The following is a 23,651-nucleotide window of genomic DNA, read 5'->3' as shown; positions in this document are numbered from 1 at the left end:
TGCCCCAGAACGAGCTTTAGTGATGCCCCAGCCACTTCATCTTGCCGAACAGGCCCTCAAGGCCGAGGACTGGCCCGCCCTGGAAAAGGCCGCCCGCGCCCTGGTCGCCGCTGACGCCGGCCAGGCCGAGGGCCATTTCCTGCTGGGCCTGGCCCTCTGGCAGCAGGGCCTGCTGCCCCAGGCCGCCCCGGCCTTGCAGCAGGCCATCAGCCTGGCGCCGGGCCGCCTGGACTACAGGGCCCAGTTCCTGCGTTTCCTGTTCGAGGCGGGGCAGATGGCGCCGGCCCTCAAGGTGCTGGCGGCAACCCTGGGGCTGGCCGGCGGCCGGGCCCAGGACTGGGACACCCTGGGCAATGTAGCCAGCCGCCTGGAGCGGCACGATCTCGCCCGGGCCTGCTTCGAGCGGGTCACCCAACTGGCGCCAGCGGAACCCAGGGGCTGGCAGCACCTGGGGGCGGCCTGCAACTTCCTGGGGGACAGGCAAGGAGCCCTGGCCGCCTACGGCCGGGCCATAGCCCTGGCGCCTAGCTCTGTCCTGGCCCACTGGGCCAGGGGCCAGATCCTCAAATTCAGCGAAGGCTGCCCCGAGTTGACGGCCCTGGAAGGGCTCTGGGAAAAGCTTGAGGGGCAGGACAGGGGCCTGGCGGGCATAGCCCTGGCCAAGGCCTTGGACGATCTCGGCCAGTTTGAGCGGGCTTTCGTCGTCTTGACCCAGGCCAGGGAGCTGCTGGCCCCGGGCCTTCGCTATGACGAGCCGCGGCTGGACCAGGCGGTAACGCAGCTCTGCCAGGGGCAGGCACCTCAAGCACTGGCGGCGGTGGCGGGGCGGCCGGCGCCGCTCTTTATCGTCGGCCTGCCCAGGGCCGGCTCGACCTTGCTGGAGCAGCTGCTGGGCAACCACCCGGACATCGCCTTGGGGGGTGAACAGCTGGCCCTGCCGCGGGCCTTGCAGGAGCTGGCCGGGGTGCGCAGCGAGGACGGCCTGGACCAGGAGTTGCTGGCAAGGCTGCCGAGCCTCGACGGCGAGCGCCTGGCCCGCCGCTATGCCCAGCTCGGCGGCCACCTGCCCCAGGGCCGGCGTTTCTTGACCGACAAGCTGCCCTTCAACGGCCTTTTCCTCGGGCCCATACTCCAGCACTGGCCGGACGCCCGCATCCTCTATATCCGCCGCGCCCCCGTCGCCGCCTGCTGGGCCAACTACCGCCGTTTCCTGACTTTTCCCATCGCCCTTGGCAAGAGCCTGGACAGCGCCGCCCATTATTACCGAGCCCAGGAAACCCTGGCCGGCCACTGGCAGCCCCGGGCACCGGCGCGGATGATGACGGTCGATTACGAGGCATTGGTGGCGGCGCCCGAAGCGCAGATGGCGGGGATCTTCGACTGGTTGGGCTTGGCGCCCCTGGCCGGGCCCTTGTCCACCGACAGCGCTCGGGGGGTGGCCACGGCCAGCGCCGCCCAGGTGCGCCAGGGCATACACCGGAAGGGGATAGACGAGTGGCGCCACTACCAGCCTTGGCTGGGGCCTTGGGCCGCCGGCCAGGGCTTTGCCCTCTGAGCTCAGCCGAGGTATTCGGCTGACTGCATCTCGGTGAGGCGGCTCTGGGTGCGGCGGTATTCGAAGGTGAGGGCGCCGCCCAGGTAGAGCTCGGCGGGCGGGGCCGCCGCCTCCAGGTAGAGGGCGACCTGCTGGTCGTAGAGCTCGTCCACCAGGGCGATGAAGCGCCGGGCCGGATCGTCCCCCACGGCGTAACGGACTTGCCGCTCGCCGGTGGCGATGGCCTCCACTCCGTCTTCGGTGCCGCGGGCCTTGATCCACTCCTTGGCCTCGCCTCCCAGCAGCGGCACCCCCGTCACCAGCAGGGTGCGAAAGCGCCCCGCCAGCTCGATGTAATCCAGCGCCGAGCGGGGCCCGCCACAGAGGGCCTCGAAGTCGAACCAGGCCGCCTGCCGCCCGGCGCGGATAACCGGGATGGGCCGGCCACAGACGCCGAGGGGATCCTGGCTTGCCGCACCGGGTTCCAGGCGCTGGAACAACTCCTTGAAGTCCGCCTCGCCGGGCAGGAAGCAGGTCTTTTGAAAGCGCAGGTGGCGCAGCCTGTGGTCCTCGCCGCCGTCCAGGTGCAGCTCCTCGCAGTGGGCCAGCAAGAGTGCTATGCCGGGCAGGAAGCGATCCCGCTGCAGGCCGTTTTCGTAGAGGCGGCCTATGGGGATGTTGGAGGTGGCCACCAGCACCAGGCCTTCGTCGAACAGGGCCTCGAAGAGGCGGGCCAGGATCATGGCGTCACCGATGTCGCTGACGAAGAACTCGTCGAAGCAGAGCACCTTGCAGCCCTTGGCCAGGCGCCGGGCGATGAGGCGCAGGGGCTCGGCGTGGCCGCTCTCGCTCCTCAGCTCCTCATGGACCCAGGCCATGAAACGGTGGAAGTGCATCCGCCGCTTCTGGCCCTCCGGCAGGGCGGCGTGGAACAGATCCATCAACATGGTCTTGCCGCGGCCCACGTCCCCCCAGAGGTAAAGGCCTTTGGGCCTGGCGCCTGCCAGCAGCTGCGAATGGAGGGCATCCAGGGCCAGCGCCGCCTGCTGCTGGGCGGGATCGGCGGCGAAATTGGGGGCCTGGAGCTGCGCTTGGTAACGCTCTAAGGGAGACATGGCGACACGGCAGGGGAAAGGATGGCGGCAGTATAACAAGGCAGCGCCATGAAAAAAGGCAGCCATCAGGCTGCCTTCTTGCTTTAAGCGGCGTCGCTGCGGATGAGGTGGTCGAAGGCGCTGAGCGCCGCCGTGGCCCCGGCCCCCATGGCGATGACGATCTGCTTGTAGGGCACTGTCGTGGCGTCGCCGGCGGCGAAGACCCCCGGCATGGAGGTGGCGCCCCTGGTGTCGATGATCACCTCGCCCATGCGGTTCAGCTCCACTTCGCTGCCTCGCAGGAAGTCGGTGTTGGGCACCAATCCTATCTGCACGAAGATGCCGGCCAGCTCGAGCACTTTGGCCTCACCGCTGATGCGGTCCCGGTAGGCAAGACCCGTGACCTTGCTGCCGTCGCCCAGCACTTCAGTGGTTTGGGCGTTGGTGATGATGTCGACGTTGGCCAGGGACTTGGCCTTGTTGACCAGCACCTGGTCGGCCCTCAGGGTGTCGGCGAATTCCAGCACAGTCACATGGCCTACGATGCCGGCCAAGTCGATGGCCGCTTCGATGCCGGAGTTGCCGCCGCCGATCACCGCCACTTTCTTGCCCTTGAAGAAGGGGCCGTCGCAGTGGGGGCAGTAGGCCACGCCTTTGGTTCTGTACTGGGCCTCGCCCGGTACCCCCAGTTCGCGCCAGCGGGCGCCGGTGGCGAGGATCAGGCTGCGGCTCTTGAGGCTGGCGCCGCTTTGCAGCTCCAGCTCTATGCCCTCACCGCGGCGCACGGCGGCGGCGCGCTGGCCGGTGATCAGCTCCACACCATACTGCTTGAGGTGCTGTTCCAGGCCGGCGGCCAGTTTGGGGCCTTCGGTGTAAGGCACTGAGATGAAGTTCTCGATGCCGACTGTGTCCATCACCTGGCCGCCAAAGCGCTCGGCCACCAGGCCGGTGCGGATCCCCTTGCGGGCGGCGTAGATGGCGGCGGCGGCGCCGGCCGGGCCTCCGCCCAGCACCAGCACGTCGAAGGGGGCGCTATCGGCCAGGGCCTTGGCCTGGCGCTCGGCGGCCCCGGTGTCGACCTTGGCCAGGATCTCTTCCAGGGTCATGCGGCCCTGGCCGAAGTGCTCGCCGTTAAGGTAGACGGCGGGCACCGCCATCACCTGGCGCTCATTCACCTCGTCCTGGAAGAGGGCGCCGTCGATCATCTCATGGCGGATATTGGGGTTGAGGGTCGCCATCAGGTTCAGGGCCTGCACCACATCCGGGCAGTTGTGGCAGGACAGGGAGATGAAGGTCTCGAAGTGGTATTCCCCTTCGAGGTTACGGATCTGGTCCAGCAGCTTGGGGTCGGCCTTGGACGGGTGGCCGCCGGCCTGCAGCAGGGCCAGCACCAGGGAGCTGAATTCGTGGCCCAAGGGAATGCCGGCAAAGCTGACCCTGGGGGCCTCCCCTGAAGGGGCAATGCCGAGGCTGGGGCTGCGGTGCGCCTGGGCCTCGATAAGGCTGATATTGCCGCTCATGGCGGCCAGTTCGACCGCCAGGGCGCGCAGTTCCTCGGCCTTGGGGCTGTTGTCGGCGGACAAGCTCAGTTCGATCGGCTGCTTGATGTGCTGCAGGTAGCTGTCCAGTTGCTGTTTCAGAGTGGCGTCTAACATGGCTTGTCCTTCGCTAAATTCGGGGTGTAAAAAACCCGGCCCGCCGCCAGGCCAAGGCCGAGGCGAGCCGGGTTGTGTTTAAAGCCGGGTCTTAGATCTTGCCGACCAGGTCCAGGGAGGGGGCCAGGGTGGCTTCGCCTTCCTTCCACTTGGCGGGGCAGACTTCACCGGGGTGGGCGGCGACGTACTGGGCGGCTTTTAACTTGCGCAGCAGGTCGGAGGCGTCGCGGCCTATGCCTTCGGCGGTGAGTTCGACGGCCTGTACCACACCCTGGGGGTCGAGGACGAAGGTGGCGCGGTCGGCCAGGCCCTGGCCTTCACGCATCACGCCGAAGTTGTTGGTGATGGTGCCGGTCTGGTCGCCGACCATGTAGTAGGCGATCTTGCCGATGGTGTCGGAGCTGTCGTGCCAGGCCTTGTGGGTGAAGTGGGTGTCGGTGGACACGGAGAAGACTTCGACGCCCAGATCGCGCAGTTCGGCGTAGTGATCAGCAAGATCGCCCAGCTCTGTGGGGCAGACGAAGGTAAAGTCGGCCGGGTAGAAGAAGAAAACGGCCCACTTGCCTTTGACGTCGGCTTCGGTGATCTCCACGAAGTTACCGTCTTTGAAGGCGGTGGCTTTGAAGGGCTTGATTTCGCTGTTGATGGAAATGGACATGCTGTCTCCTCGATGGTTAATGGGTTTTCCCTTAAGACGGCTGTCATCCTAAGCGGCTTTTTCAATCGAATAAAATTGTAAAAACCTATAGATGAAATAGGTAAAAGCGATGGTTAGTCCGAAGAGGAGCTTGAAGAACAAGGGCTTGGAGAAGGAGGACGGCTCGAAGTGGCTACCGGGGGTCAGGGATTTGCGATGGCGGCGACAGGCAAATGGCAGCGCCGCCCAGGCCTAACCACCCATTCGCAGGCGCATGACCAGGGAGCAGCCGTCGAAGAGGGCCTGTGAAGAGCCGCCTTGGCGCTGCAGGCGGACGAGGTGGAAGCGGCTGCCGCCTTCGCTTACCAGCTCATGGCGCATCACGAAAATGGCACTGCCTTCCTGGCTGGACAGGCTGAGCTTGTCAGCCTCCTGTTGCCAGTCGCCGTCGGCCTGTTCCTCCACGTAATCCCCTTTCTGCTCGTCCCAGCTCTCGCGGACAAAGCGGTAGCGGCCGTTGTCGTTCAGGATCAGCGTCATGTCGCCCCTGCCGCAACCTTCGTTGTGGTACTGGTTGCTGCCGTCGGTGGTGCCCAAGGCGGCTTGGCTTCTGTCCAGGGTCCTGCCCGGCTCGAAGAGATAAAGGCCGAGATGACCGGGGGTGAATAGGTAGTTGTCGAGCCGCTGCGGGATAAGCTGGACCTGCTGCTGGCCAAGGTGCTGGAGCAGGGCTTGCAGCCTGACGGCATCTTGGCGGCTGGCCTCACCTGGGCCGTAGACCAGGGCCGTGCTGTCGAGGTCGGAGGGAGCTGTGCCCTGTCGGACCTGGGCTTTGAAGCCGTCCTGGCGGAGGGCGGCGAGGCTCTGCTGCAGGTAGCTCTCGGAGGTGGCCAGGGGGTAGACCAGTACCTGGCTCTTGTTTGCGCAGGCGCCGAGGAGCAGCAGCGAGGCCAGGGGCAGTGCCTTTTTCATCATCCTTGTGAACTCCAACAGCATCTGGGAGAGAGAGGGGCAGCGCCGGGGCGCTGCCTTGATGGCTCAGGCGCCGACGTCGATCCTTTCCTGGTCGGCTTTGACATGGGATTTGGGCGCGGCGCCATCGTCCAGGGCGAAGTTCATCTGCAGTTGCACGTCCTTGCTGCCCTTGGCGCTGGGCTGGTAACGCCACTGGCTGATGGCCTTGAGGGCTTCCTTGTCGAAGACCCCGGCCGGCTCGGATTTGACCACCCTGGGGTTGGCGACAGTGCCCAGGGGAGTGATGTCGAGGCTCACTACCACGTAGCCGGTGGTCCCATCCGCCACGGCCTTGACCGGATAGCGGGGGTTGGCCCTGTAGATGGGGCTGGGGCCGTCGGCGCCGGTTTTGCCGTTGTCCTGGCCGGCCAGGGCGACGCCGCTTGCCAGGGCCAGGCCCAGGGCGGTGGCGGCCAGGGCGCGCCAGCGGGGAACCAGGGGACTTTTCTGCAGTTGGGTCAGTCTTTCCATCATGCTTTCCTTATCGATGTAGTTGAGCAAAGTGGGGCCCTGGTATTGGGGGCCTTCCAGGCTCTGGATCAGCGCCTTGCCGTAGGCGATGCGCGTGCTTTTGCCCTCCTGGGCCAGTACGGCCTGATCGCAGGCCAGCTCTTGATCCCGGCGGTAGCGCCGGTAGGCCAGCCAGCAAAGGGGGTTGAACCAGAAGGCCAGCAGCAGGCCGAGGGCCAGCAGGTTCCACCAGAGGTCGCCGCGCCGCCAGTGGCAGAGCTCGTGGCGCAGCACCAGTTGCTGTTGTTCGTGGCTGTAGCGGCGCTCGAAGTCGGCCGGCAGCAGCAGCCGGGTCGGCAGGGGCCCGCTCAGCAAGGGGCTGGATATACCCTCGCAGCTCAGCACTGTCAGGCCCTCGGCCTGGCCGAGCCTGCCCTGCCAGGGCCTGCTGTGGAAGCGGCGGCCAAAGCGCCAGTGGTTCACCAGGCCGAAGGCCAGCAGGGCACTGGCGCCCAGGGCCCAGAGCCAGGGCAGGGGTGAATCCGGCGGCATGGCCGCGGCCAGGGCGTGGCTGCCGGTGATCAGGTAGTGCTGCAGCGGGGCCTTGGGAAGATGGGGCCAGAGGCCGGCTACTTGCCCGAGCACCAAAGTGGCGGGCGCCAGCAACCAGAGCCGGTAGGCGGTGATGGCCCCGCTCAGCCGCTGCAGGACCGGGCCCGCCAGCAGCAGGACGGCCAGCACCAGGCTCAGGGGCAGGCTTTGGGCCAGCAACCAGTCAGTCATGGTCCTGCTCCCAGTTGTCGATCAGCCGCTTGAGGGCGTCGATGTCCTCACGGCTCAGGGCCTTGTCCTTGGCAAAGCCCGCCACCAATGGACTGAGGCGGCCGCCGAACAGCTTGTCCAGCAGGCCCTTGCTCTCGGTGCGCACGTAGCTGTCCCTGTCCAGCAGCGGCTGGTAGAGGTAGCGGCGCTGGTCTTTCTCGAAACCCACGCAACCCTTGTTCACCAGGCGGTTGAGCAGTGTCTTGACCGTCTTCTCGTGCCAGGGCTTTTGCTGGTTGAGGTGCTCCACCACTGTGCTGGCGGGCACCGGCTCCCCGGCGGCCCAGAGCGCTTCCAGGACCTCGAACTCGGCGTTGCTGACGTTCTGCATCTCGTTCCTCGATTACAGTTGTAATAGACATAGTAATTACAGATGTAATCGGATGGCGCAAGAAAAATTTTCCAGCCCTGGCAGCGGCTTGTGAAAAAGGAGAAGGGCCTGGGGCTTTTTGGGTGGTGGAGCGGGAAAAGCCAGTTTTTTTAATTTGGACGGCCATACGTTTAAAAGGAAAGATATCCCGACATCCTCATATCCTTTTTCCCTCTAGCTCATAAGAATTGATTCTTTCCGGTCAGAAGTTGAGCGGCCTAGGATCGGCGGCAATTTCGTTTTCAGCCCTTTTTGTTTTTGGCCCAGATGGAGGCAATGATGAAAAAGCCTGCCCTGCCTGTCCTCGATTTGCGCGACCTGCATGCCGGCCCCGAGCGGCGCCAGGCCTTCCTCAAGGACCTGCGTACCGCTGCCCGCGACGTCGGTTTCTTTTACCTGACCGGCCATGGCTTGGGGCTGGAAAAACAAAAAGCCATACTGGCATTGGCTAAAACCTTTTTCGCCTTGCCGGAAAAAGAAAAGCTGGAAGTCCAGATGGCTAATTCGCCGCATTTTCGTGGTTACACCCGCATGAAAGGGGAAATCACCCGCGGTAAACCCGACATGCGCGAGCAATTTGATATCATGGCCGAGGAAAAAGCCTTGGTCCCCGGTGAATTGCATGCACCCTGGCAGCGCCTTTACGGGCCCAACCAGTGGCCGGCGGCCTTGCCGCAGATGCAGGGAACCCTGCTGGCCTGGCAGGACAGCTTGAGTGACATTACTGTCACCTTGCTCAAGGCCTTTGCCGAGGCCCTGGAACAGGACCCGGCTGTCTTTGCCGAAAACATCGACGGCGGCCCTTACCGGCACATGAAGCTGATCCGCTATCCCGGCCAGGAAGGCCAGGCCAGTCGCCAGGGGGTAGGGGCCCACAAGGACCCCGGTTACCTGACATTGGTGATGCAGGACGGCCAGTCCGGCCTGGAGGTGCAGACCGAAGAGGGCTGGGTGAGCGCCGAGCCCATCGAAGGGGCCTTCGTGGTCAACATCGGTGAGCTGCTGGAGCTGGCCTCCAACGGTTACCTGCGGGCCACATTGCACCGGGTGGTGAGCCCCCAGGGAGGCGTGGAGCGTTACTCCTGCGCCTTCTTCATGGCTGCCAGGCTGGACAGCCGCGTGCCGCTGCTGGCCTTGCCCGAACGCCTGGCCGCCCAGGCCAGGGGGCCGGAGAGCGACCCGGCCAACCCCTTGTTTTATGAGGTGGGGGAGAACGTCCTCAAGGGACGCTTGCGCTCCCACACCGACGTGGCCGAGCGCCACTATAGTGATTTGATGCGCGCCTCGGCCTGACTTAGACGGAGCCCTAGATGAAATTCAAGACCCTGAGCGTCCACGCGGGTCAACGACTGGACCCCCAGACGGGGGCCCTGACCACCCCTCTCTACCAGAGCAGTACCTTCAGCTACTTCACCGCCGAAGAGGGCAAGGCCCGCTTCAGCGGCCAGAACCCTGGCTTCATCTACAGCCGTTTTGCCAACCCCACCACCGCCGAGCTGGAGCTGAAGCTGGCGGCCATGGAAGGGGCTGACGAAGCCCTGGTAGTGGCCTCCGGCATGGCGGCCGTCTCGGCCATCATGTATGCCCTGGCTGACAGCGGTGACGAGGTGGCCTTTGTCGATCCCCTCTACGGCGGCACCGACGCCTTCCTGAAACAGACCCTGGTGCGGGCCGGCATCACCATCAGCCGCTACGGTTCAGACCAGGAGCTGCTGGACAACATCAGCCCCGCTACCCGCGTGGTGCTGTTCGAGACGGTCACCAACCCCAACCTCAAGGTCATAGATCCCCGTAAAGTGGTGGCGGCGGCCAAGAAGGTTGGCGCCGTTACCGTCTGCGACAACACCTTCCTGACCCCCTACCTGTTGCGCCCCCTGGAGCTGGGGGTGGATCTGGTGATGCACAGCGGCACCAAGTACCTGGGCGGCCACGGCGACATCATCGCCGGGGTGGTGGCCGGCCGCAGCGAACTGATGGCCAAGGTCCGCACCGTGGCCCTCAAGCATATTGGCTCCCCCATAGGGCCCCAGGAGGCCTACCTGCTGCAGCGCGGCGTCAAGACGCTGCCGCTGCGCATGGACGCCCACCTCCACAACGCCGGTAAAGTGGCCGAGTTCCTGGATGCCCACCCTGGAGTCAAGAAGGTGATCTACCCCGGCCTTGCCAGTCATCCTGGCCACCAGGTGCTGGGCGAGGTCAGCCGCGGCTTCGGCGGTATGGTCAGCATCGAGTTGGAAGGCGGCTTCGAGGCCTGCGCCCGCTTCCTCGACAAGCTGGAGCTCTTTACCCAGGCTGTGAGCCTGGGGGATCTGGAGAGCCTGGCCTGCCACCCGGCCAGCACCACCCACGCCGCCATGAGCGGTGAAGCCCGCGCCGCCGCCGGGGTCAGCGACGACCTGGTGCGGCTCAGCATCGGCGTCGAGGACGCCGATGACCTGATAGCCGACCTCAAACAAGCCCTTCAGGACTGACAAAAAAGCCCGCCATTCGGCGGGCTTTTTTACTTACCTGACCAGGATCTCAGGCTGCGCTGGCGCAACCTGGCCTTGCCGGCGTCGTTCAGCTGGTAGTAGTCCTTGCCAAGGCCGGGCTCCCAGTCGCCGTAGGAAGGGTTGGGCAGCAGGATGAAGCGGTTGCCGAAGTCGGCCTGGTGGGCGTCGACGGCGAGTTCGCGCTCGGCGTTCTGCTGGTGGTAGGTGCCCAGTTCGGGGAAGTCGTTGAGGTTGTCCCCCAGCATCAACACCACCTGGTAGCCTTGTGCCTGTATGGCGGCCAGGCGGGACGCCTTGTCGGAAGTGGTCGTCTTGAGGCGCAGTGTGTCCCTGTCGACCCGGGGGAAGCCGGCCTGAACCAGGTTCTTGGCCGTGGCGTCGAAGGTGCGCGCCGAGCGGTTGGACACATAGAAGACGGTGCCGCCGGCCAGGGTCACATGATTGGCAAAATCCACGGCGCCGGGCAGGGCGGCGGTCTGGATGCTGTTGACCCAGGTGTCCCAGCTCTTGTCGCTGTAGGGCTGCTGGCCCAGTATCTGCCAGGCGCTGTAGGGGCTGTTGTCCAGCATGGTCTCGTCGAGATCCACCATCACCGCCAGCTTGCCCTGGTGGTTGGCCAGGGCCTGGTCGAAGGCCAGCTTGGCCAGGTTGAACGCCTGGTAGCAAAGGGCCCGGTACTCGCCGGAATCCTGCATCCACAATACGGCCTGGGTGTTCTGGCTCTGGAGATCCACCGGGGCCGTCTTGGCCTGGGGGGCTGCGGCGGCCAGCAACAGCGGCAGCGCCAGTACAAAGCGATTCATTGCTTCCTCAATGTTGTTGTTATCCATCCTGCGGCTATTGTACTGATGGACAGCCGCTAGGCGAAGCCGTGCCGAGCTGTGAGCGGCTCGCCCTGGCCAGCAGCCGCAAAGACCAGGCACGAAAAGCCCGCCATATGGCGGGCTTTTCATTGGCCAAGGCTTAGACGGCGACGTGCAGCCTGACCTCGACGTTGTTGCGGGTGGCGTTGGAGTAGGGGCAGACCTCGTGGGCCTTGAACACCAGGGTCTCGGCCTGATCCTGGTCCAGACCGGGCAGGGTCACGAAGAGGTCGATGTCCAGGCCGAAACCGCCAGGGATCTGGCCGATGCCCACTTCGGCACGGACGCTGGTGTCCTTGGGTACTGCGACTTTGGCCTGGCCGCCGACGAACTTGAGGGCGCCGATGAAGCAGGCGGAATAACCGGCCGCGAACAGCTGCTCAGGGTTGGTGGCGTCGCCGCCGGCACCGCCCAGTTCCTTGGGAGTTGCCAGCTTGACGTCCAGGATGCCGTCGGAAGACTTGGCCTGGCCGTCACGACCGCCGGTGGAAGTGGCGATGGCTTTGTAAAGTACTTGCATGGTCGATTCCTCTTCAAGGTGATGTTGTCTTCGGGAGTTAAGTTATCGCAACAATCATAATTGCGATAACTTTTTTTGCCGATAACAGCGACCGTTTTTTCCGAAGAGGGGGCAAACCGGAAGGGGGCTTAAAGGGAGTCCATCAATGACTGGCGGAGGCTTTCCAGTTGCTGCTTGAGCTGGCTGCCGGCAGCGAGATCCAGGCCACTGCTGCACAGGATCTGGGGCGGTATGGCCTCGGCCTTGGTTTGCAACGCCCGGCCGGCCTCGCTCAGGTGCAGCTGTACCTTACGCTCATCCTGGCTGCTGCGGCGCCGCTCGATGAGGCCCTGGGCCTCCAGGCGCTTGATGACGGGGCTCAGGGCGCCGAGGTCCTGCATCAGCTTCTTGCCGAGTTCCGTGGCGGTGATGCCGTCCTGCTCCCAGAGCACCAGCATCATCAGGTATTGGGGATAGGTGAGATCCAGCGCCTGCAACATCGGCTTGTAGAGCTTGGTCATGGCCAGGGTGGCGGAGTAGAGGGCGAAACAGAGCTGGTTGTCCAGCTTCAGGGCCTCGCAGTGTTGCTTTGCCATGGGGTCACCTCTTGGTTCTGGGGCCGGCCACTATAGCGGCCGGCGGCGCCTTTGGCTTCATGGTAATAGCAATAACCCTTATCGCACAAAGCCGCCAGCCCGAGCGGCAAAATACGCCACATGGTGGCGAAATTCCCCAGGATGGCTGAACGATTTCATTTGATTATCTTTTCATTACAATGTGTTACATCTATGGCAAAGGCTTTGCATAGTATCGGTCATGCCATATCAAGGAGAACCATTGTGCTGAAAAACAACCTGGCCAAGCTGGCCCTGACTGCCCTTATCGTCCTGCCCCTGTCCGCCTGTGTGGTGATCGCCGACGGCGATTCCGACGACTACGGTGACAATGGCGGTCACAAGAGCCTGGAACACAAGAACCGTGACGCCATCACCGGCCTGTCCACCGGCATGGCGCTGGCCGACGTCACCCACCGCCTGGGGACCCCGGATTTTGACGACCAGCTCACGGACGGCCACCGGGTGCTCTATTATCGTAGCCAGCGTAAGCACAGTGATGGCATGACCACCAGGGACGAATGCACGCCGCTGATCTTCCAAGGCGACAAGCTGATCGGCTGGGGTGACATGGCCCTGCAACGTTTGTAAGGGAGGTAAATGAAATGGAAAGCTCAATAATTGGCCCAATGATTGGTCCGATTATGGTGGTGCTGATCGTCCTGATCAGCGTCGGCTTCGGTACCTTTAGGCGCATCTACAACCGCAAGCTGGATATCCAGGAAAAGCAGTTGAACAGCCAGCTGGCCAGCGGGCCTGACAACCAGGCCCTGCAGGACAAGATTAGCCGCATGGAAGAGCGGATCCGCAACCTTGAAGCCATAGTCACGGACCAGGGCTTCGAGGTCTCCAGGGCCATAGATGCCCTGGGCAGGAAAAAAGAAGCCTCATGAAAAAAGCGCCCCCAGGGGCGCTTTTTTACTGGCCGCTTGTAGCCGCGCGCGAAAACTCGGCCTCTGATGTGCGATAAATCGCGGTTCTGAATCGTTGCACATTCTGGAACATCATTTCAAAAAACAGACTGCCGGATCCCCGGCAGTCTCCTCCCTATCCAGTCCCAGGTCGCAGTGGCCTATAGGGTCAGCTGCGTCCAGTTGACCAGGTCGGTGCTCGTGAAGGCATAGCCTGCCCCATAGGGGTCTTCCTTGTAGCAACAGACCCACCCGTAATCCTCATGCGGGTAGATGTAGCCGTACTTGTTCGAGTACGGGCTGGTGCTGACCGGCATGGCGCTGGCTGCGCTCCAGTTCACCCCGTCGGTGGTGTAGACAAAGGTCTGGTTGTACGGCGAGGCGATCAGCATGGTGGTGGCGTTGGCCACCAGGAACGGATGGTCCCCATTGAACAGCGCATTGCCATCGCTCTCGGTCCAGGTAATGCCGTCGCTGGACGACATCAGCACGTTGTCCGGGTAGTTCACGGCCAGCCAATACTTGCCGAACAGGTAAACGATACGAGGCCAGGTGGTGGTGCCCGCGTGGCCATCGACCGCCTTGGTCCAGTTCACGCCGTCAGGAGAGGACCAGAGATCGAACTTCTGGGTATAGGGGCTCTGGTTGGCATACCACTCTTCGAGGATGAAGTGCAGTCCGTTGTGGCGGCCCAGGGCTCTTGTCACCCCGGCCAGCGTGCCTGGTCCGGGGTCGGCTTGGGTGGTAACGGTGACGCCGTCGGCGGTCCAGTAGTAGGTGCTGTCGCCCTCATTGAACCTGGCGAGGATGTCCCCGCCGAGCGCCATCATCGGGTAGCCACTGTCCGGGTATGAGCCACCCGGCGAGCTATCGAAGCCGATATGGTCACTCCCAACCGGCCTAAACCACTTGCCGCCGATGAGGCCGTAGGGGTATCCGCTTGGAAACGCGCCAGCATACTCCTCTGCCAGGGCCAAGGCGGCGGTCAGGGCCTGAACCGAATTGCCGGGGTTTAGCAGGTAAAGGGCGCCGGTACCGGCCTCCAGCGGCTTGAAATAAGCCTGGCTATTGGTGCTGTCCAGGTCGACCTTGATCCTCGCTGTCACCATCTGCAGGCTGTCCAGGCCATCTCTGACCGACCACTGCTTGATATCCAGCCACACCAGCCCCTCGGGCGGCTGCTGGGCGACCAGGTCGATGGTGTAGGTGTTGACCGCGCCCAGGTCGGCGTCGATGTAGCCGCTTTGCAACACCGTTTCAGTTGCGTCCAGGGCGTCCACCTGCAGGTGGTAGGTCTGGCCGGCCTCCGGGCCATAGTCTGCGCCCTCGAACCAGCTGATCGCCTGGTTGGATTGCGTGACGCGGTCGCGGTGGTTCCAGGTCAGTACCCAGCTGGTGTCACCTGTGGCGGCAATGATGTCGCTCCAGGCATAGGCCCCGTCGACCTTCCAGTTGGCCGGCAGGTACGGCAGTTGGTGGCGGCCCTGCATGTCCACGCTGCGCACCGTGTAAGGCCCGGCGTAGGCACCTCGGCCGTTTAGCGGGGTGCCGTAGCCGTCGGCGGTTTCACCGGCCACAAACTCGGTCTGGTCGCCACCGTAGTGGTCGCCGATGAAATACAGCACTGTCCCGCTGGCGATGGGCATGGGCAGGGTGTCGGCTACGCCGCGCTTGAGGGTAACGGTGAGATCCCCCTCGCTGACGGCGGCATCGAGGGCGGCCAGCTCGCGCGTACCATCAGCCGCGTCGCCAATCAGCACCAGCTGCCCCACCCGGAGCGACGCGACCGTATCGACGCCGGTCACCGGGATCACCGTCTGGCTCCGGTCATCGACATCGCCGTCGACGACGGCCACAGGGGTGAACTCGCTGGAGATGGCCACCTCGTTATCGGGGGCCTGGCTGGTGCCGCTCGGGTAGACATAGAGGTTGTAACTGAGGTGGGTGCCGCTGCTGGGCCGGGCGCCGGCAAAGCCGTAGAAGCAGGAGTCGGCCGGTACCTGGTCGATGTAGCTGTCCCCCACCTCGGCCACGGTCAACAGATAGGGTCGCTCGAAGGCGGTGGCCTCGCCGAAGTTCTGCGGGTCGCCGATGGGGTCGACCCAGCGCGAGCCGGTCGGTACCGCGTACACAGTCCAGCCATCGCTGAAGATGTCCTCGGCCCCTTCCAGGGTGATGGCGCCGCTCAGATCCGCCGAGTCGGTGCGGGTGGCCACCCGGAAGATCATGCCGTCAATGCCGTCTTTGGTTGAGCTGACCTTGCACACTTCACCGGGTTTGAGGTCAGATACCCGGCGGTTCGTCTCGATGGTCGCGCGGGCAAACTCGCGGGAGTTGGCGGCCAGGTCGCGGCGCCCCAGGTCCAGGGCCACCTTCGGATCCCAGACACCCGCATATTCGATGGTCTTGTTGCGGACACGTCCCAGGCGGCGGATCGCGGTGTCGTCGCGCACCGTGATGCTGGCCCAGCCCCAGGTATCGCGGTCGCGGTACTTAACGGTGATCTGGTTATACAGCTCGCTGCGCGGCTGGCGGTCGAACTTGGTCACCTTGCTATTGCTGTCGTCCAGCACCGTCAGGGTGGAAGGGTCGTAGTCGTTGCGGATCAGCTTGATTTCGAGCTTGCCGGTGCTGGGGTCCACGTAGCGCACCGCGTCGATGTGGCGCTGGATCTCGTTGATGGCGTCTTTGTGGGTGATCTCGTCGGCCCAGTAGAACGACAGCCCCAGCCCTTCGGCATAGAGGGTATCGGCGGCCGTGGTGAAGCTGTCGCCGATCATGGTGGCCGGCAGCCCCCGGCCCCAAACCGGGTGGGTATACCACTCGCGGATCATGTGGGCGGGGTTCATGCCTGACTTGGCATCACTAAGGCTAAGGGCATTCCTGAATAGCCAGGGGCCATTGCTACCCACGTTCATCGCTCCCACTAGGGAAAAGTCACTGCGCAGCACTACAACGCCAGACCAACTGGAATATGAGGGGGTGTATCTTGCGGGGGTGATATTGTCAAAGGTGTCGGTGGCCGAATTATAGAGCCACCACCCACTAGACGTTGTTATTAGAACACCTCCGGAGTTATTTACTGAAACCCAGTTCCCATTCAGGTTTCCACCAATGTGGTATTCAGTCCAGGTGGCCCCATAATCCCTTGAGACAAAGACATATCCCGTGTAGTAGTCCCAGTTCAGGCAAACCACATACTTACCCATCTGGGCGAAGTAACGGTTTAACCCCGAGCTTTCACTCCTTGCTGTGGGAGTGACCCCTGCCCATACCTCTTGTCCCTGGAGAACCCCATTAGTAAACCTCCACCAAGTGGCCCCCTGATCTCGGGTGATGACCACATCGTTATTTTCTCGATAGAACCCAACCATGGGCTTTGAACCGTGGTTCAGGTTGTAGGGGGTAGTGGTCCCCCCGAACGTCGGGGTATAGGCGATGTAAGTGGGATTAGACGCACCTGTTCCTCCATAGTAACCCCGGTATACCTGGCCGTCTGGAGTGACTACGGCTCCCTGTTGCTGAGCTGGGCTTCCGCCCATAGCAGCCATGGTACTTCTACCACCGTCCTTGTCATACCGTCTAAAAGCCCCTGCCATTTCTACATAGAAGTAGGTTCCGTCAAAACAAAACTCCGAAGGGCCCTGGGCAGTAAAGGAGTTGGTATAAATTGTGGTCTTGGTGTTGTCATCCCCCACTTCTTGAAAGCACCGAGAGAATGGGGAATTTATTTCTCTTGGAGTAAATACCCGTCCGCTCTCAGGGTGTTCCCACATGACATTGACCGAGTAAAGGCCGAAGAAGTTAGCGACTTCCTGACCAGCTTCCCACTGCCAAGTGGGTAAGTCGGAGAGGTACACCTCCGCCTTTTCGTCATACCACTGCAGCTCGCCGTCGCCGACCCGGTGAATGCGCTTGGCCATGATGCCCAAGTCCTTGATGTAGGGGTTGTTGCCTACGTAGAACTTCTTGAGCACCAGGGAGGTCACGCCACGGTAGGCGGGCAGGAAGGTCGAGGCGATCTTCTCGACCAGGTAATCGTGCAGGCCCTGGGTGGAGTGGCCGAACAGCACGTCGATGATGCCGCTGACGCCGCCCTCGCGCTTGGCGCCGCCGAAAAGCTGGGGCTTGTCGATGGTGATGCTGGCCACCGCGCCGGGATTGGCCGGGTCGAATTCGGCCTTACCGGCCCAGGCGGTCTTCTTGTCCCAGCGGATCTCGACGATGGCGTCGAAGGTGTCGTGCCCCAGCAGGATGCGGTCGCCGGAGTAATATTGATACCCGACCGTCTGCGACTTAGACCCCCCGCTCACAGGCCCGCCTCCCGTTCGGCGAGGTCAGCGGCCTTGGCGGCAAAGCCGCAGCCGGTGGCCCTCACTTCTGAAACCGGGATCCCGGCCCCCTCGCGCAGGCGCCGGGCGTCGATGCCATGCTCGCGGCACCAGGCCCGAATGCGTGGCGCGCAGTAGCGCAGGCGGCGCAGCTGGGCGAACGTCACTACTGGTTCTGCCATCACTTCTTACCCCCCTTGCCCTTGATCGGGATGGCGGAAACGTCGCCGTGCCAGGCATGGCCTGGGGTCGCTATCGGCGCCACGCCCTGCAGTATGCCGTAGGGCTTGCCGTAGGGCAGCTTGGGTACGTCCACGTCCTTGGCCGCCGCTATGGCGCTCATGGTCGGCTTGGGGGTCAGCATGTAGGACGCGATCGCCGCCACTACGGCCACTATGAAATATGCAAACATCTATCACCTCACACGATGCTGATGCCCTGCCAGGGGCTGGTGTCGGGGCTGAAGTCCTCCCCGCCGTAATTGAGGATGTTGGCGTACTTGGCCAGGCAGGTCTCGGCGGTGTGGTCGCAGCCGGGCGCCACCGTCACGCTGCTGCCCACGGCCAAGCCCAGGATCGGGCGGTTGAGGGTCAGCTGGTTGCCGACGTGGGCGATGATGGTGCGCACCTCCTCGCCGAAATCCAGCTCGCCGCCGACGAACCAGCCGTCGGCGAAGGTCGCCGCCACCGGCAAGGTCAGCACTGTGCTGCTGGCCATGGCGGTGACGGTGTCGGTGCTCTCCCAGTCGGCCTTTACCAGCTCGCAGCGGCCGCCGCCGGTGCTGTAGTGGACATGGCGGCAGGCCGGCTCCACGTAGCCGCGGTTGCCTGACTCGTCCAGGCTGCTCTCGATGTCCTCCAGGTCCACCACCAGCTTGGGGTACTGACGGCTGACGGCGGTGACGCGGCCGATCCACAGGGTCAGCACCTCGGCGTCGGGGTCGTCCAGCTCGATGCCGCGCAGGGTGAAGCCCACCTCGTTGTCGGGGGCCTGCACCTGGTAGAGGTTGGCCAGGGCGTTGTTCGCCAGCGGCATGGTCAGCTGCAGCGTGCTGCCGTCCTCCCCGCCGCTCGCCTTCCAGTCGCCGCTCTCGATGGCCATGGCGCTGTACAGGTAGCCGTCCACCGTCAGGTCGTGGTCGCAGCTGGTGTAGCGGATGGTGTTGGCCTCATCGCTGCTGTAGCGAAACTCCAGCAGCGCGGCCGGGCGGCTGGCGTAGCCGCTCTGGCCGTAGTCGGCATTGCTCATGCGACGTCCTCCACAAGTTGTACGGCCAGGGCAAAGCTGGCCACCTCATCGGTTACCCACTCCACCTCCAGGCGGTCGCTGGCCAGCCGGCAGCTGGTCACCAGGCAGGCCTGGAGGCACTGCCAGGGGTTGTAGGCTTCGCCCCAGGCCTCTGCTGTGTTGATCACCGTGACCCCGTCGGCGGCGTTGACCGTCAACCCGGTGATGGCGAAGAACGCCAGGCTGCCGTCCCACAGCCGCACCATCAGGTGGCTGTGGACAGGGTCATCCGCCAGGTAGGTGCCCAGCTCGGTACCGGCCACCTCGAAGGTGGCGCCGGCGGTCAGCGGCTGCTGCAGGTTGAGATCCAGCCAGGTCGGCATCAGGAACGGCTTTTGCCGGCCCCGGCAGCGGTCGAAGAAGGCCAGCCACCAGTCCAGCTCGTCGCGGCTGTCGCAGCTCACCGTACCCTTGCGGGTGTTGGGGGCCAGGTCGCCGACCGTCACGTAACTGGTGGGACCGTTGCCGCCGTCGATGCGCTGCGGCGCCCAGGTAAAGCCCACCTCCGGGGCGTCCACCCAGTTGATGCCGCGCTGCAGTACTTCCAGGCCACCGATGGTCAGATCGCTACTCAGCGAGGAGGCGGCCGGGGCCCGGTTGTCGACCTTCAGCTCAAAGGCCAGGCTGGCCTTGACCAGCCCCGCCGTCGGCCGGGTGGCGTTGAAGGTCTGGGTCAGCTGGGCCTGGCTCGCCGGGTAGAGGCTGGCGTGCTGGGGCCAGTCGGCGGCCAGCACGTCAGCCAGGGTGATGGTCTTGCGGTCGGTGGACAGGCTCTCTATCTGCTGGGCCTCCGGCGCTTGGCCGGCGCGCATCAGCACCAGGTCGTCACCCGCTTGGGCCTCGAAGGCCAGGGGCTGGTCCAGCACCAGGGTATTGGCGCCGGTCAGCGCCGGAGCGGCCAGGCGCCGCTGGCGCTGCCACAGCGGCAGCAGCCAGTAATGGGGCTGCAGGGCATAGAGCTGGTAGTCGAAGGCGTTGGCGTCGCTACCATCCAGCACCAGGTCGAAGGCCAGGCCCTGGCGCGGCTTGGAACGCAGGGCCCGGCGCTGCTCGGTGCCGCTGCGCGCGGGGATGATGTCGGTCTTGTACTCGCGGGTCTCCCTGACCGGGCTGGACCAGTCGGCGGCGAAGGGGAAGATGGCGGCGGCTCCGGCAGGCAGCGGCATGGTCACTTCTCCAGGATGGCTTTAAAGGCCATCCGGTTGGCCTTGACCAGGTTCTTGACCTGGCGTACCGCCGCCGGAGTGGCCAATACGGTGTTGGCCATGTCCTCGGCATCCAGGGCGTTCACGATCTGCACCGTCATGCCCTTGCCGGCGTCGCCGCCGCTGGCCGGCTGGCTCAGGGGCCGGTTCAGGGAGGGGCTGGCCATCTGCGGCGCCGGCACCCCGGCCAGGCCGCCGGTGGCGTGGCGGGCAGCGCTGGCCCAATCGTCCAGGGCCGGCATGCCGCGCTGGTTGAAGTCGTGGAGGAAGCCCAGGGCGCCGGGCTGCGTGACCACGGCGGCCCTGGTCACGAACTCGTTATCCGAGAGCCTGGCCGGGATGCTGTCGGACGTGCCGGTACCGGGGCCGCGCACATGGCCGCCGGTGTTGAAGGCGCGGCTCAGGGCCAGGGCCGCCAGCACGGCGGCGATGCCGATGCCGGCGGCGGCGCCCCATGAGGCAATAGAGGCGGTGGTGGCGGGACCAGCCCACTCCGCCTGGGTTTGCGCAGCCGCGCCAGCTTGCCCAGCAGCGGCAGTGTTGGCGGCGGTCACCGACGACACCGCCATGGTGGTGTCGCTGGCAGTCTTGGCGGCGGTCACGGTATTGATCGCCGCCACCTGCTCCCCAGCAGTCTGACTGAATATCCCCAGGATCTGCTTGGTGGCGATCTGCGCCAGGCCGTCGCTGACCATCTTGGTCAGGGCGTCACTGACCGACTGGGCCAGGGTGGCGATGGCGCCACGCAAGGAGAGTGTGCCCTTGGCCAGCCCCTGCAGGGCGTCGGAAAAGCCGCTCTGCAGGCCGTCGCGCAGGGTCGACTGCAGCAGGCTGGTGGTGGCCTGCAGACGCTCCATCTCCTGATTGAGCGCCGCCAGGGCCTCCTGGGCAGCCTGGCCCACGGCGCCGGGCTGCTTGGCCAGCTCTTCCAGGAGCGGCCGCTGGCGCTCCAGTTCGGCGCTGGTCTTACGGTGCAGATCGAGCAGCTGGTCGCGGGCGTCGATCTCGGTCAGCGCGCCGGTCTCCTGCTGGGTCTGGATCGACTGCTCCACCCGGCTCTGCTCGCCCAGGGTGCGGCTCATCGCCTCCTTGAGCTGGTCGAGACGGGCCTGGGCGGTCTTGAGGTTAATGAGGTTGTCGATGGCCTCGACCCCAGCCTTGTTGTTCTCCTTCACCCAGTGCGCCCGCAGCTTGCCGAACTCTTGCTCCATTCGCGCCCTGGCCGCCGCCACCTTGTCGCCCTGCAGCGGATCCAGCTGCGCTTGGACGCTGGCCAGTTTCTGGCTGTCCTCTTCGGCCCGCTTGAGCTTGTCCTGGGCATCCAGGGCGGCAATGGCGGCCTTGGCGCGGGCCAGCAGGGTGCCGGTCAGGCCCTGCTCGGCCAGGTCGTACTCGCGGGCCTTTTCGGCGGTTTGGCCGTGGGTGGCCGCCTGGCGCTCCAGCCGCTTCACGTAGGTGTTCTGGGCCTTGACGTGCGCCTTGGCAGCGGCGGCGGCGGCGCGGGCTTCCTGCCGGGCCTTACGGTCGGCCGCCGTCCTCTTGTCCTTGGCGACCTTGAGCTTGTCGTTGGCCTCGGCCTGCTCCAGGATCTTTTTGCCCAGCTCCGACTCGATCGCGATGTCGTTGCGCTTCAAGAACGCCAGGGCCTTCTCCTTGGCCTTCAGGTTCTCCAGTTTCTCGGCTTGCTTCTCCAGGGTCAGCAGGTAGGCATTGGCCTTGGCCAGGGCGGCGGGGGACAGGGAATTGCCGGGTTTAGTCGCCACCTCGCCTGTTTTGCCCAGGGCGGCCTTGACCTCATCCAGGCGGGCCGCGAACTCGTTGGCCTGGCGTGACCCCTTGGCAATCTCCTCAATCAGCCCCAGCAGCTTGTTTTTGGTGATGTCGCTGATGTCACCGGCATTTTTAATGGAGTCATAGATGCCATCGAAATTGCCGCTGCCGCCGCCCGCCGCCTTATTGGCCTCAGCGCGCAGCTGCAGCAGCAGGGATTGGGTTTGCGGGCTGACAAAGGCGTAACGGCTGGCGCGGTCCATCTCGCTGTTCACCGTGGCCACGATGTCGCCAGCGGCTTCGATGGCGGCATCCTTGAAGGCTTGCAGGTCTTTGGCTAGGCGCCCCATCTCCTGCTTGCGCTCGATCTCGGACAACTTGTTGAGCCGTTCGATCACCTTGTCGAGGGGGCCGCTCAACTCCTCCGCCGCCTGCTTGGCCTGCTCCAGGGCGGCTTTGGCGTCGTCACCGAAATCAATGAAAGAAGCGGCCATCAGCCCGACAGAGACAATCAAGCCGACAGGGCCACCGATGAGGGTCAGCAGTGAGCTGCCGGCCACCTTGACGGCATTGAAAGAGGACAACAGCAGGCTGTTGGCGACTCTCGCCGAGGCAGCGGCGGCGGTGTTCTGGGTGGTGGCCCTGGTCAGCTGCACAGTGGCGATGGCCACCTGTTCGGTGGCGCCGGCGCGGGCTTCGATGGCGGTGGTCAGGCGCGCTTCGGCGGCGGCGTGGGCGGCGTCCGCTTCGGCGGCCCGGATATCCAGGGCGGCCTTGCCGCTCAAGCCGTTGGCAGTGCGGGCCAGGACGGCGGTGCGCTCAGCCTCTGCCTTGGTGGCCGCCTCTTCGGCGATGGCGGCGTCCAGGGCGGCCTTGGCTTTCAGCTGGTCGGCCACGGCAGCCTCTTGGGTCACCACGGCGGCGCGTTCGGCGGGGGGCGCCGCCTCGGCAGCGGCCACGACCTGCTGCCGGCTGGCTGTGATGTCCTGGAGCTTGGCGGCACCCAGGTTGGTCAGGCCGGCTATGGCCCGGCCCATGGCCAGGATCAGGGCCCCTTCCAGCACGGTACTGACCGCCCCGGCGTGGTCCGATAGCGTATCCAGGATGTCGGCGATGTCGCCGATGACGTTGGCGATGCCGGTACCGACCCCCTCGCCGCTGCTCATGATGCCGATCAGCCGGGTAAAGGCGGTGCCCAGCTCGGTGGTGGCCTGGGCTATGGTGCGCACCCGGGTGGCGAACTTCTCGTCGACGGAGTTCTTGGCCTCGGTCAGGGCCCGGACTATCACATCGCCGGTCAGCTGGCCCTGGTTAGCCATGGCCCGTAGTTCACCCAGGGTCACATGCAGGCCGTCGGCCAGGGCCAGGGCCAGGCCTGGGGCCTGCTCCATCACAGAGCGGAATTCATCGCCGCGCAGCACCCCGGAGCCGAGCGCCTGGCCAAACTGCACCAGTGCCGCCTCGGAGCTTGCAGCGGTGCCGCCGGAGATGGCGATGGCCTTGTTAACGGTGTCGGTCAGCTCGGCCACCTTGTGCTGGCTGATCCCCAGCCGGTCGGCGTTCTGGGCAAAGCGCTGGTAGACGTTGGCGGTGGTGTCGAGCTGCTGGCTGGAGCGGCGGGCGATGGCGTAGACATCGTTGGTGGCCTGGGCCAGGGCCTCCTCACCATGGGTCACCAGGCGCAGGCGGTTCTGGTAGGCGGTCCAGGCATCGGCGCTTTGCACTATCTCATGGAGGCCGAAGCCGGCGGCCATGGTCAGGGTCAGGGCCTTGACCGAGGACGCCACGGCGGTCAGGCCGCCGCCGAGGGTGCGGGTGGTGGTGGTGAGCCGCTGGCTGTCCGCTTCGAGCTTACGGGTGCTGGCGTCGGCCTTGGCCACGGCCCCGGCATAGGCGCGGGTCTCGCCGCTGGCTTTGTTCATGGCGGTGCCGGCGGCGCTCACCCCGGCGGCGGCGCGGCGGCCGCCCTTGTCGGCCTTGTCGGAGGCGTCACTGGCGGCGCCCAGCTCATCGGCCAGCGCTTCCACCTCGCGGCGGGCCTGGGCCAGATCGGCGGATATCTTCAGTGCGAGTTCGAGATTCTTGTCAGCCATGCCATGCCCC

At 64.8% G+C, this 23,651-nt stretch carries 20 protein-coding genes; 5 read left to right on the top strand and 15 right to left on the bottom strand.

Going from position 1 to position 23,651, the window contains the following annotated elements; translation table 11 throughout:
• Positions 1-22 precede the first annotated feature (22 nt).
• Entirely contained in the window at positions 23-1,555 is a 1,533-nt protein-coding gene (locus PVT67_RS15755) for a tetratricopeptide repeat-containing sulfotransferase family protein (protein WP_301495247.1), read from the top strand.
• Positions 1,556-1,557: 2 nt separating this feature from the next.
• Here PVT67_RS15755 and zapE read toward each other — a convergent pair whose 3' ends face one another.
• From zapE to PVT67_RS15725, 6 genes are all read right to left on the bottom strand, one after another.
• Positions 1,558-2,649: a cell division protein ZapE gene (gene zapE / locus PVT67_RS15750; protein WP_301495245.1), complete on the bottom strand. Its 1,092-nt coding sequence runs from the start codon at positions 2,647-2,649 to the stop codon at positions 1,558-1,560.
• 83 nt (positions 2,650-2,732) lie between these two features.
• Complete coding sequence (gene ahpF / locus PVT67_RS15745) at positions 2,733-4,283, bottom strand: alkyl hydroperoxide reductase subunit F (RefSeq protein ID WP_301495243.1); 1,551 nt, start codon at positions 4,281-4,283, stop codon at positions 2,733-2,735.
• Between the two features lie 91 nt (positions 4,284-4,374).
• Positions 4,375-4,941 carry an alkyl hydroperoxide reductase subunit C gene (ahpC, locus tag PVT67_RS15740; protein WP_301495241.1) on the bottom strand — a complete coding sequence of 189 codons (567 nt, stop codon included), beginning with the start codon at positions 4,939-4,941 and terminating at the stop codon, positions 4,375-4,377.
• A 231-nt stretch (positions 4,942-5,172) separates the two neighbouring features.
• Positions 5,173-5,892 carry a hypothetical protein gene (locus PVT67_RS15735; RefSeq protein WP_301495238.1) on the bottom strand — a complete coding sequence of 240 codons (720 nt, stop codon included), beginning with the start codon at positions 5,890-5,892 and terminating at the stop codon, positions 5,173-5,175.
• A gap of 66 nt (positions 5,893-5,958) precedes the next feature.
• Positions 5,959-7,167, bottom strand: a complete 1,209-nt coding sequence (locus tag PVT67_RS15730; protein ID WP_301495236.1) for a TonB family protein — start codon at positions 7,165-7,167, stop codon at positions 5,959-5,961.
• Positions 7,160-7,537: a BlaI/MecI/CopY family transcriptional regulator gene (locus PVT67_RS15725; protein WP_301495234.1), complete on the bottom strand. Its 378-nt coding sequence runs from the start codon at positions 7,535-7,537 to the stop codon at positions 7,160-7,162. Before PVT67_RS15725 ends, PVT67_RS15730 begins: the two co-directional genes overlap by 8 nt.
• A 318-nt stretch (positions 7,538-7,855) precedes the next feature.
• On the opposite strand from PVT67_RS15725, the gene PVT67_RS15720 reads away from it, so the two are divergent.
• Positions 7,856-8,869: an isopenicillin N synthase family dioxygenase gene (locus PVT67_RS15720; protein ID WP_301495232.1), complete on the top strand. Its 1,014-nt coding sequence runs from the start codon at positions 7,856-7,858 to the stop codon at positions 8,867-8,869.
• Positions 8,870-8,886: 17 nt separating this feature from the next.
• A complete protein-coding gene (locus PVT67_RS15715) occupies positions 8,887-10,047 on the top strand; it encodes a trans-sulfuration enzyme family protein (protein WP_301495230.1) in 1,161 nt (386 codons plus the stop codon).
• Positions 10,048-10,076: 29 nt separating this feature from the next.
• Here the strand turns inward: PVT67_RS15715 and PVT67_RS15710 are convergent, their stop codons facing one another.
• From PVT67_RS15710 to PVT67_RS15700, 3 genes are all read right to left on the bottom strand, one after another.
• Positions 10,077-10,871 carry a 5'-nucleotidase, lipoprotein e(P4) family gene (locus tag PVT67_RS15710; RefSeq protein ID WP_301495228.1) on the bottom strand — a complete coding sequence of 265 codons (795 nt, stop codon included), beginning with the start codon at positions 10,869-10,871 and terminating at the stop codon, positions 10,077-10,079.
• A gap of 160 nt (positions 10,872-11,031) precedes the next feature.
• On the bottom strand, positions 11,032-11,451 hold the full coding sequence (locus PVT67_RS15705; protein ID WP_301495226.1) for an organic hydroperoxide resistance protein: 420 nt from the start codon (positions 11,449-11,451) through the stop codon (positions 11,032-11,034).
• A gap of 128 nt (positions 11,452-11,579) precedes the next feature.
• The gene (locus PVT67_RS15700; protein ID WP_301495224.1) at positions 11,580-12,026 is read right to left on the bottom strand and encodes a MarR family winged helix-turn-helix transcriptional regulator; all 447 of its coding nucleotides are present in this window, start codon (positions 12,024-12,026) and stop codon (positions 11,580-11,582) included.
• 243 nt (positions 12,027-12,269) lie between these two features.
• On the opposite strand from PVT67_RS15700, the gene PVT67_RS15695 reads away from it, so the two are divergent.
• A complete protein-coding gene (locus PVT67_RS15695; RefSeq protein WP_301495222.1) occupies positions 12,270-12,635 on the top strand; it encodes a DUF3192 domain-containing protein in 366 nt (121 codons plus the stop codon).
• A gap of 38 nt (positions 12,636-12,673) precedes the next feature.
• On the top strand, positions 12,674-12,937 hold the full coding sequence (locus tag PVT67_RS15690) for a hypothetical protein (protein ID WP_301495220.1): 264 nt from the start codon (positions 12,674-12,676) through the stop codon (positions 12,935-12,937).
• 179 nt (positions 12,938-13,116) lie between these two features.
• Here PVT67_RS15690 and PVT67_RS15685 read toward each other — a convergent pair whose 3' ends face one another.
• From PVT67_RS15685 to PVT67_RS15660, 6 genes are all read right to left on the bottom strand, one after another.
• Positions 13,117-15,873: a phage tail protein gene (locus PVT67_RS15685; RefSeq protein ID WP_301495218.1), complete on the bottom strand. Its 2,757-nt coding sequence runs from the start codon at positions 15,871-15,873 to the stop codon at positions 13,117-13,119.
• 1,391 nt (positions 15,874-17,264) lie between these two features.
• Positions 17,265-17,468, bottom strand: coding sequence for a hypothetical protein (locus tag PVT67_RS15680; protein WP_301495216.1), 204 nt, complete (start codon positions 17,466-17,468; stop codon positions 17,265-17,267).
• Complete coding sequence (locus PVT67_RS15675; protein WP_301495215.1) at positions 17,468-17,698, bottom strand: hypothetical protein; 231 nt, start codon at positions 17,696-17,698, stop codon at positions 17,468-17,470. The genes PVT67_RS15680 and PVT67_RS15675 overlap by 1 nt, the downstream gene beginning before the upstream one ends.
• Before the next feature lie 8 nt (positions 17,699-17,706).
• Positions 17,707-18,534: a DUF2163 domain-containing protein gene (locus PVT67_RS15670; RefSeq protein ID WP_301495213.1), complete on the bottom strand. Its 828-nt coding sequence runs from the start codon at positions 18,532-18,534 to the stop codon at positions 17,707-17,709.
• Positions 18,531-19,739 (bottom strand): hypothetical protein, encoded by a 1,209-nt coding sequence (locus tag PVT67_RS15665; RefSeq protein ID WP_301495210.1) that lies wholly within the window; start codon positions 19,737-19,739, stop codon positions 18,531-18,533. Before PVT67_RS15665 ends, PVT67_RS15670 begins: the two co-directional genes overlap by 4 nt.
• Before the next feature lie 2 nt (positions 19,740-19,741).
• On the bottom strand, positions 19,742-23,641 hold the full coding sequence (locus tag PVT67_RS15660) for a tape measure protein (protein ID WP_301495208.1): 3,900 nt from the start codon (positions 23,639-23,641) through the stop codon (positions 19,742-19,744).
• Positions 23,642-23,651 lie beyond the last annotated feature (10 nt).

It is taken from the genome of Gallaecimonas kandeliae (assembly GCF_030450055.1).
Classification (GTDB): Bacteria; Pseudomonadota; Gammaproteobacteria; order Enterobacterales; family Gallaecimonadaceae; genus Gallaecimonas; species Gallaecimonas kandeliae.
This window is presented reverse-complemented; position numbering and strand designations above follow the sequence as displayed.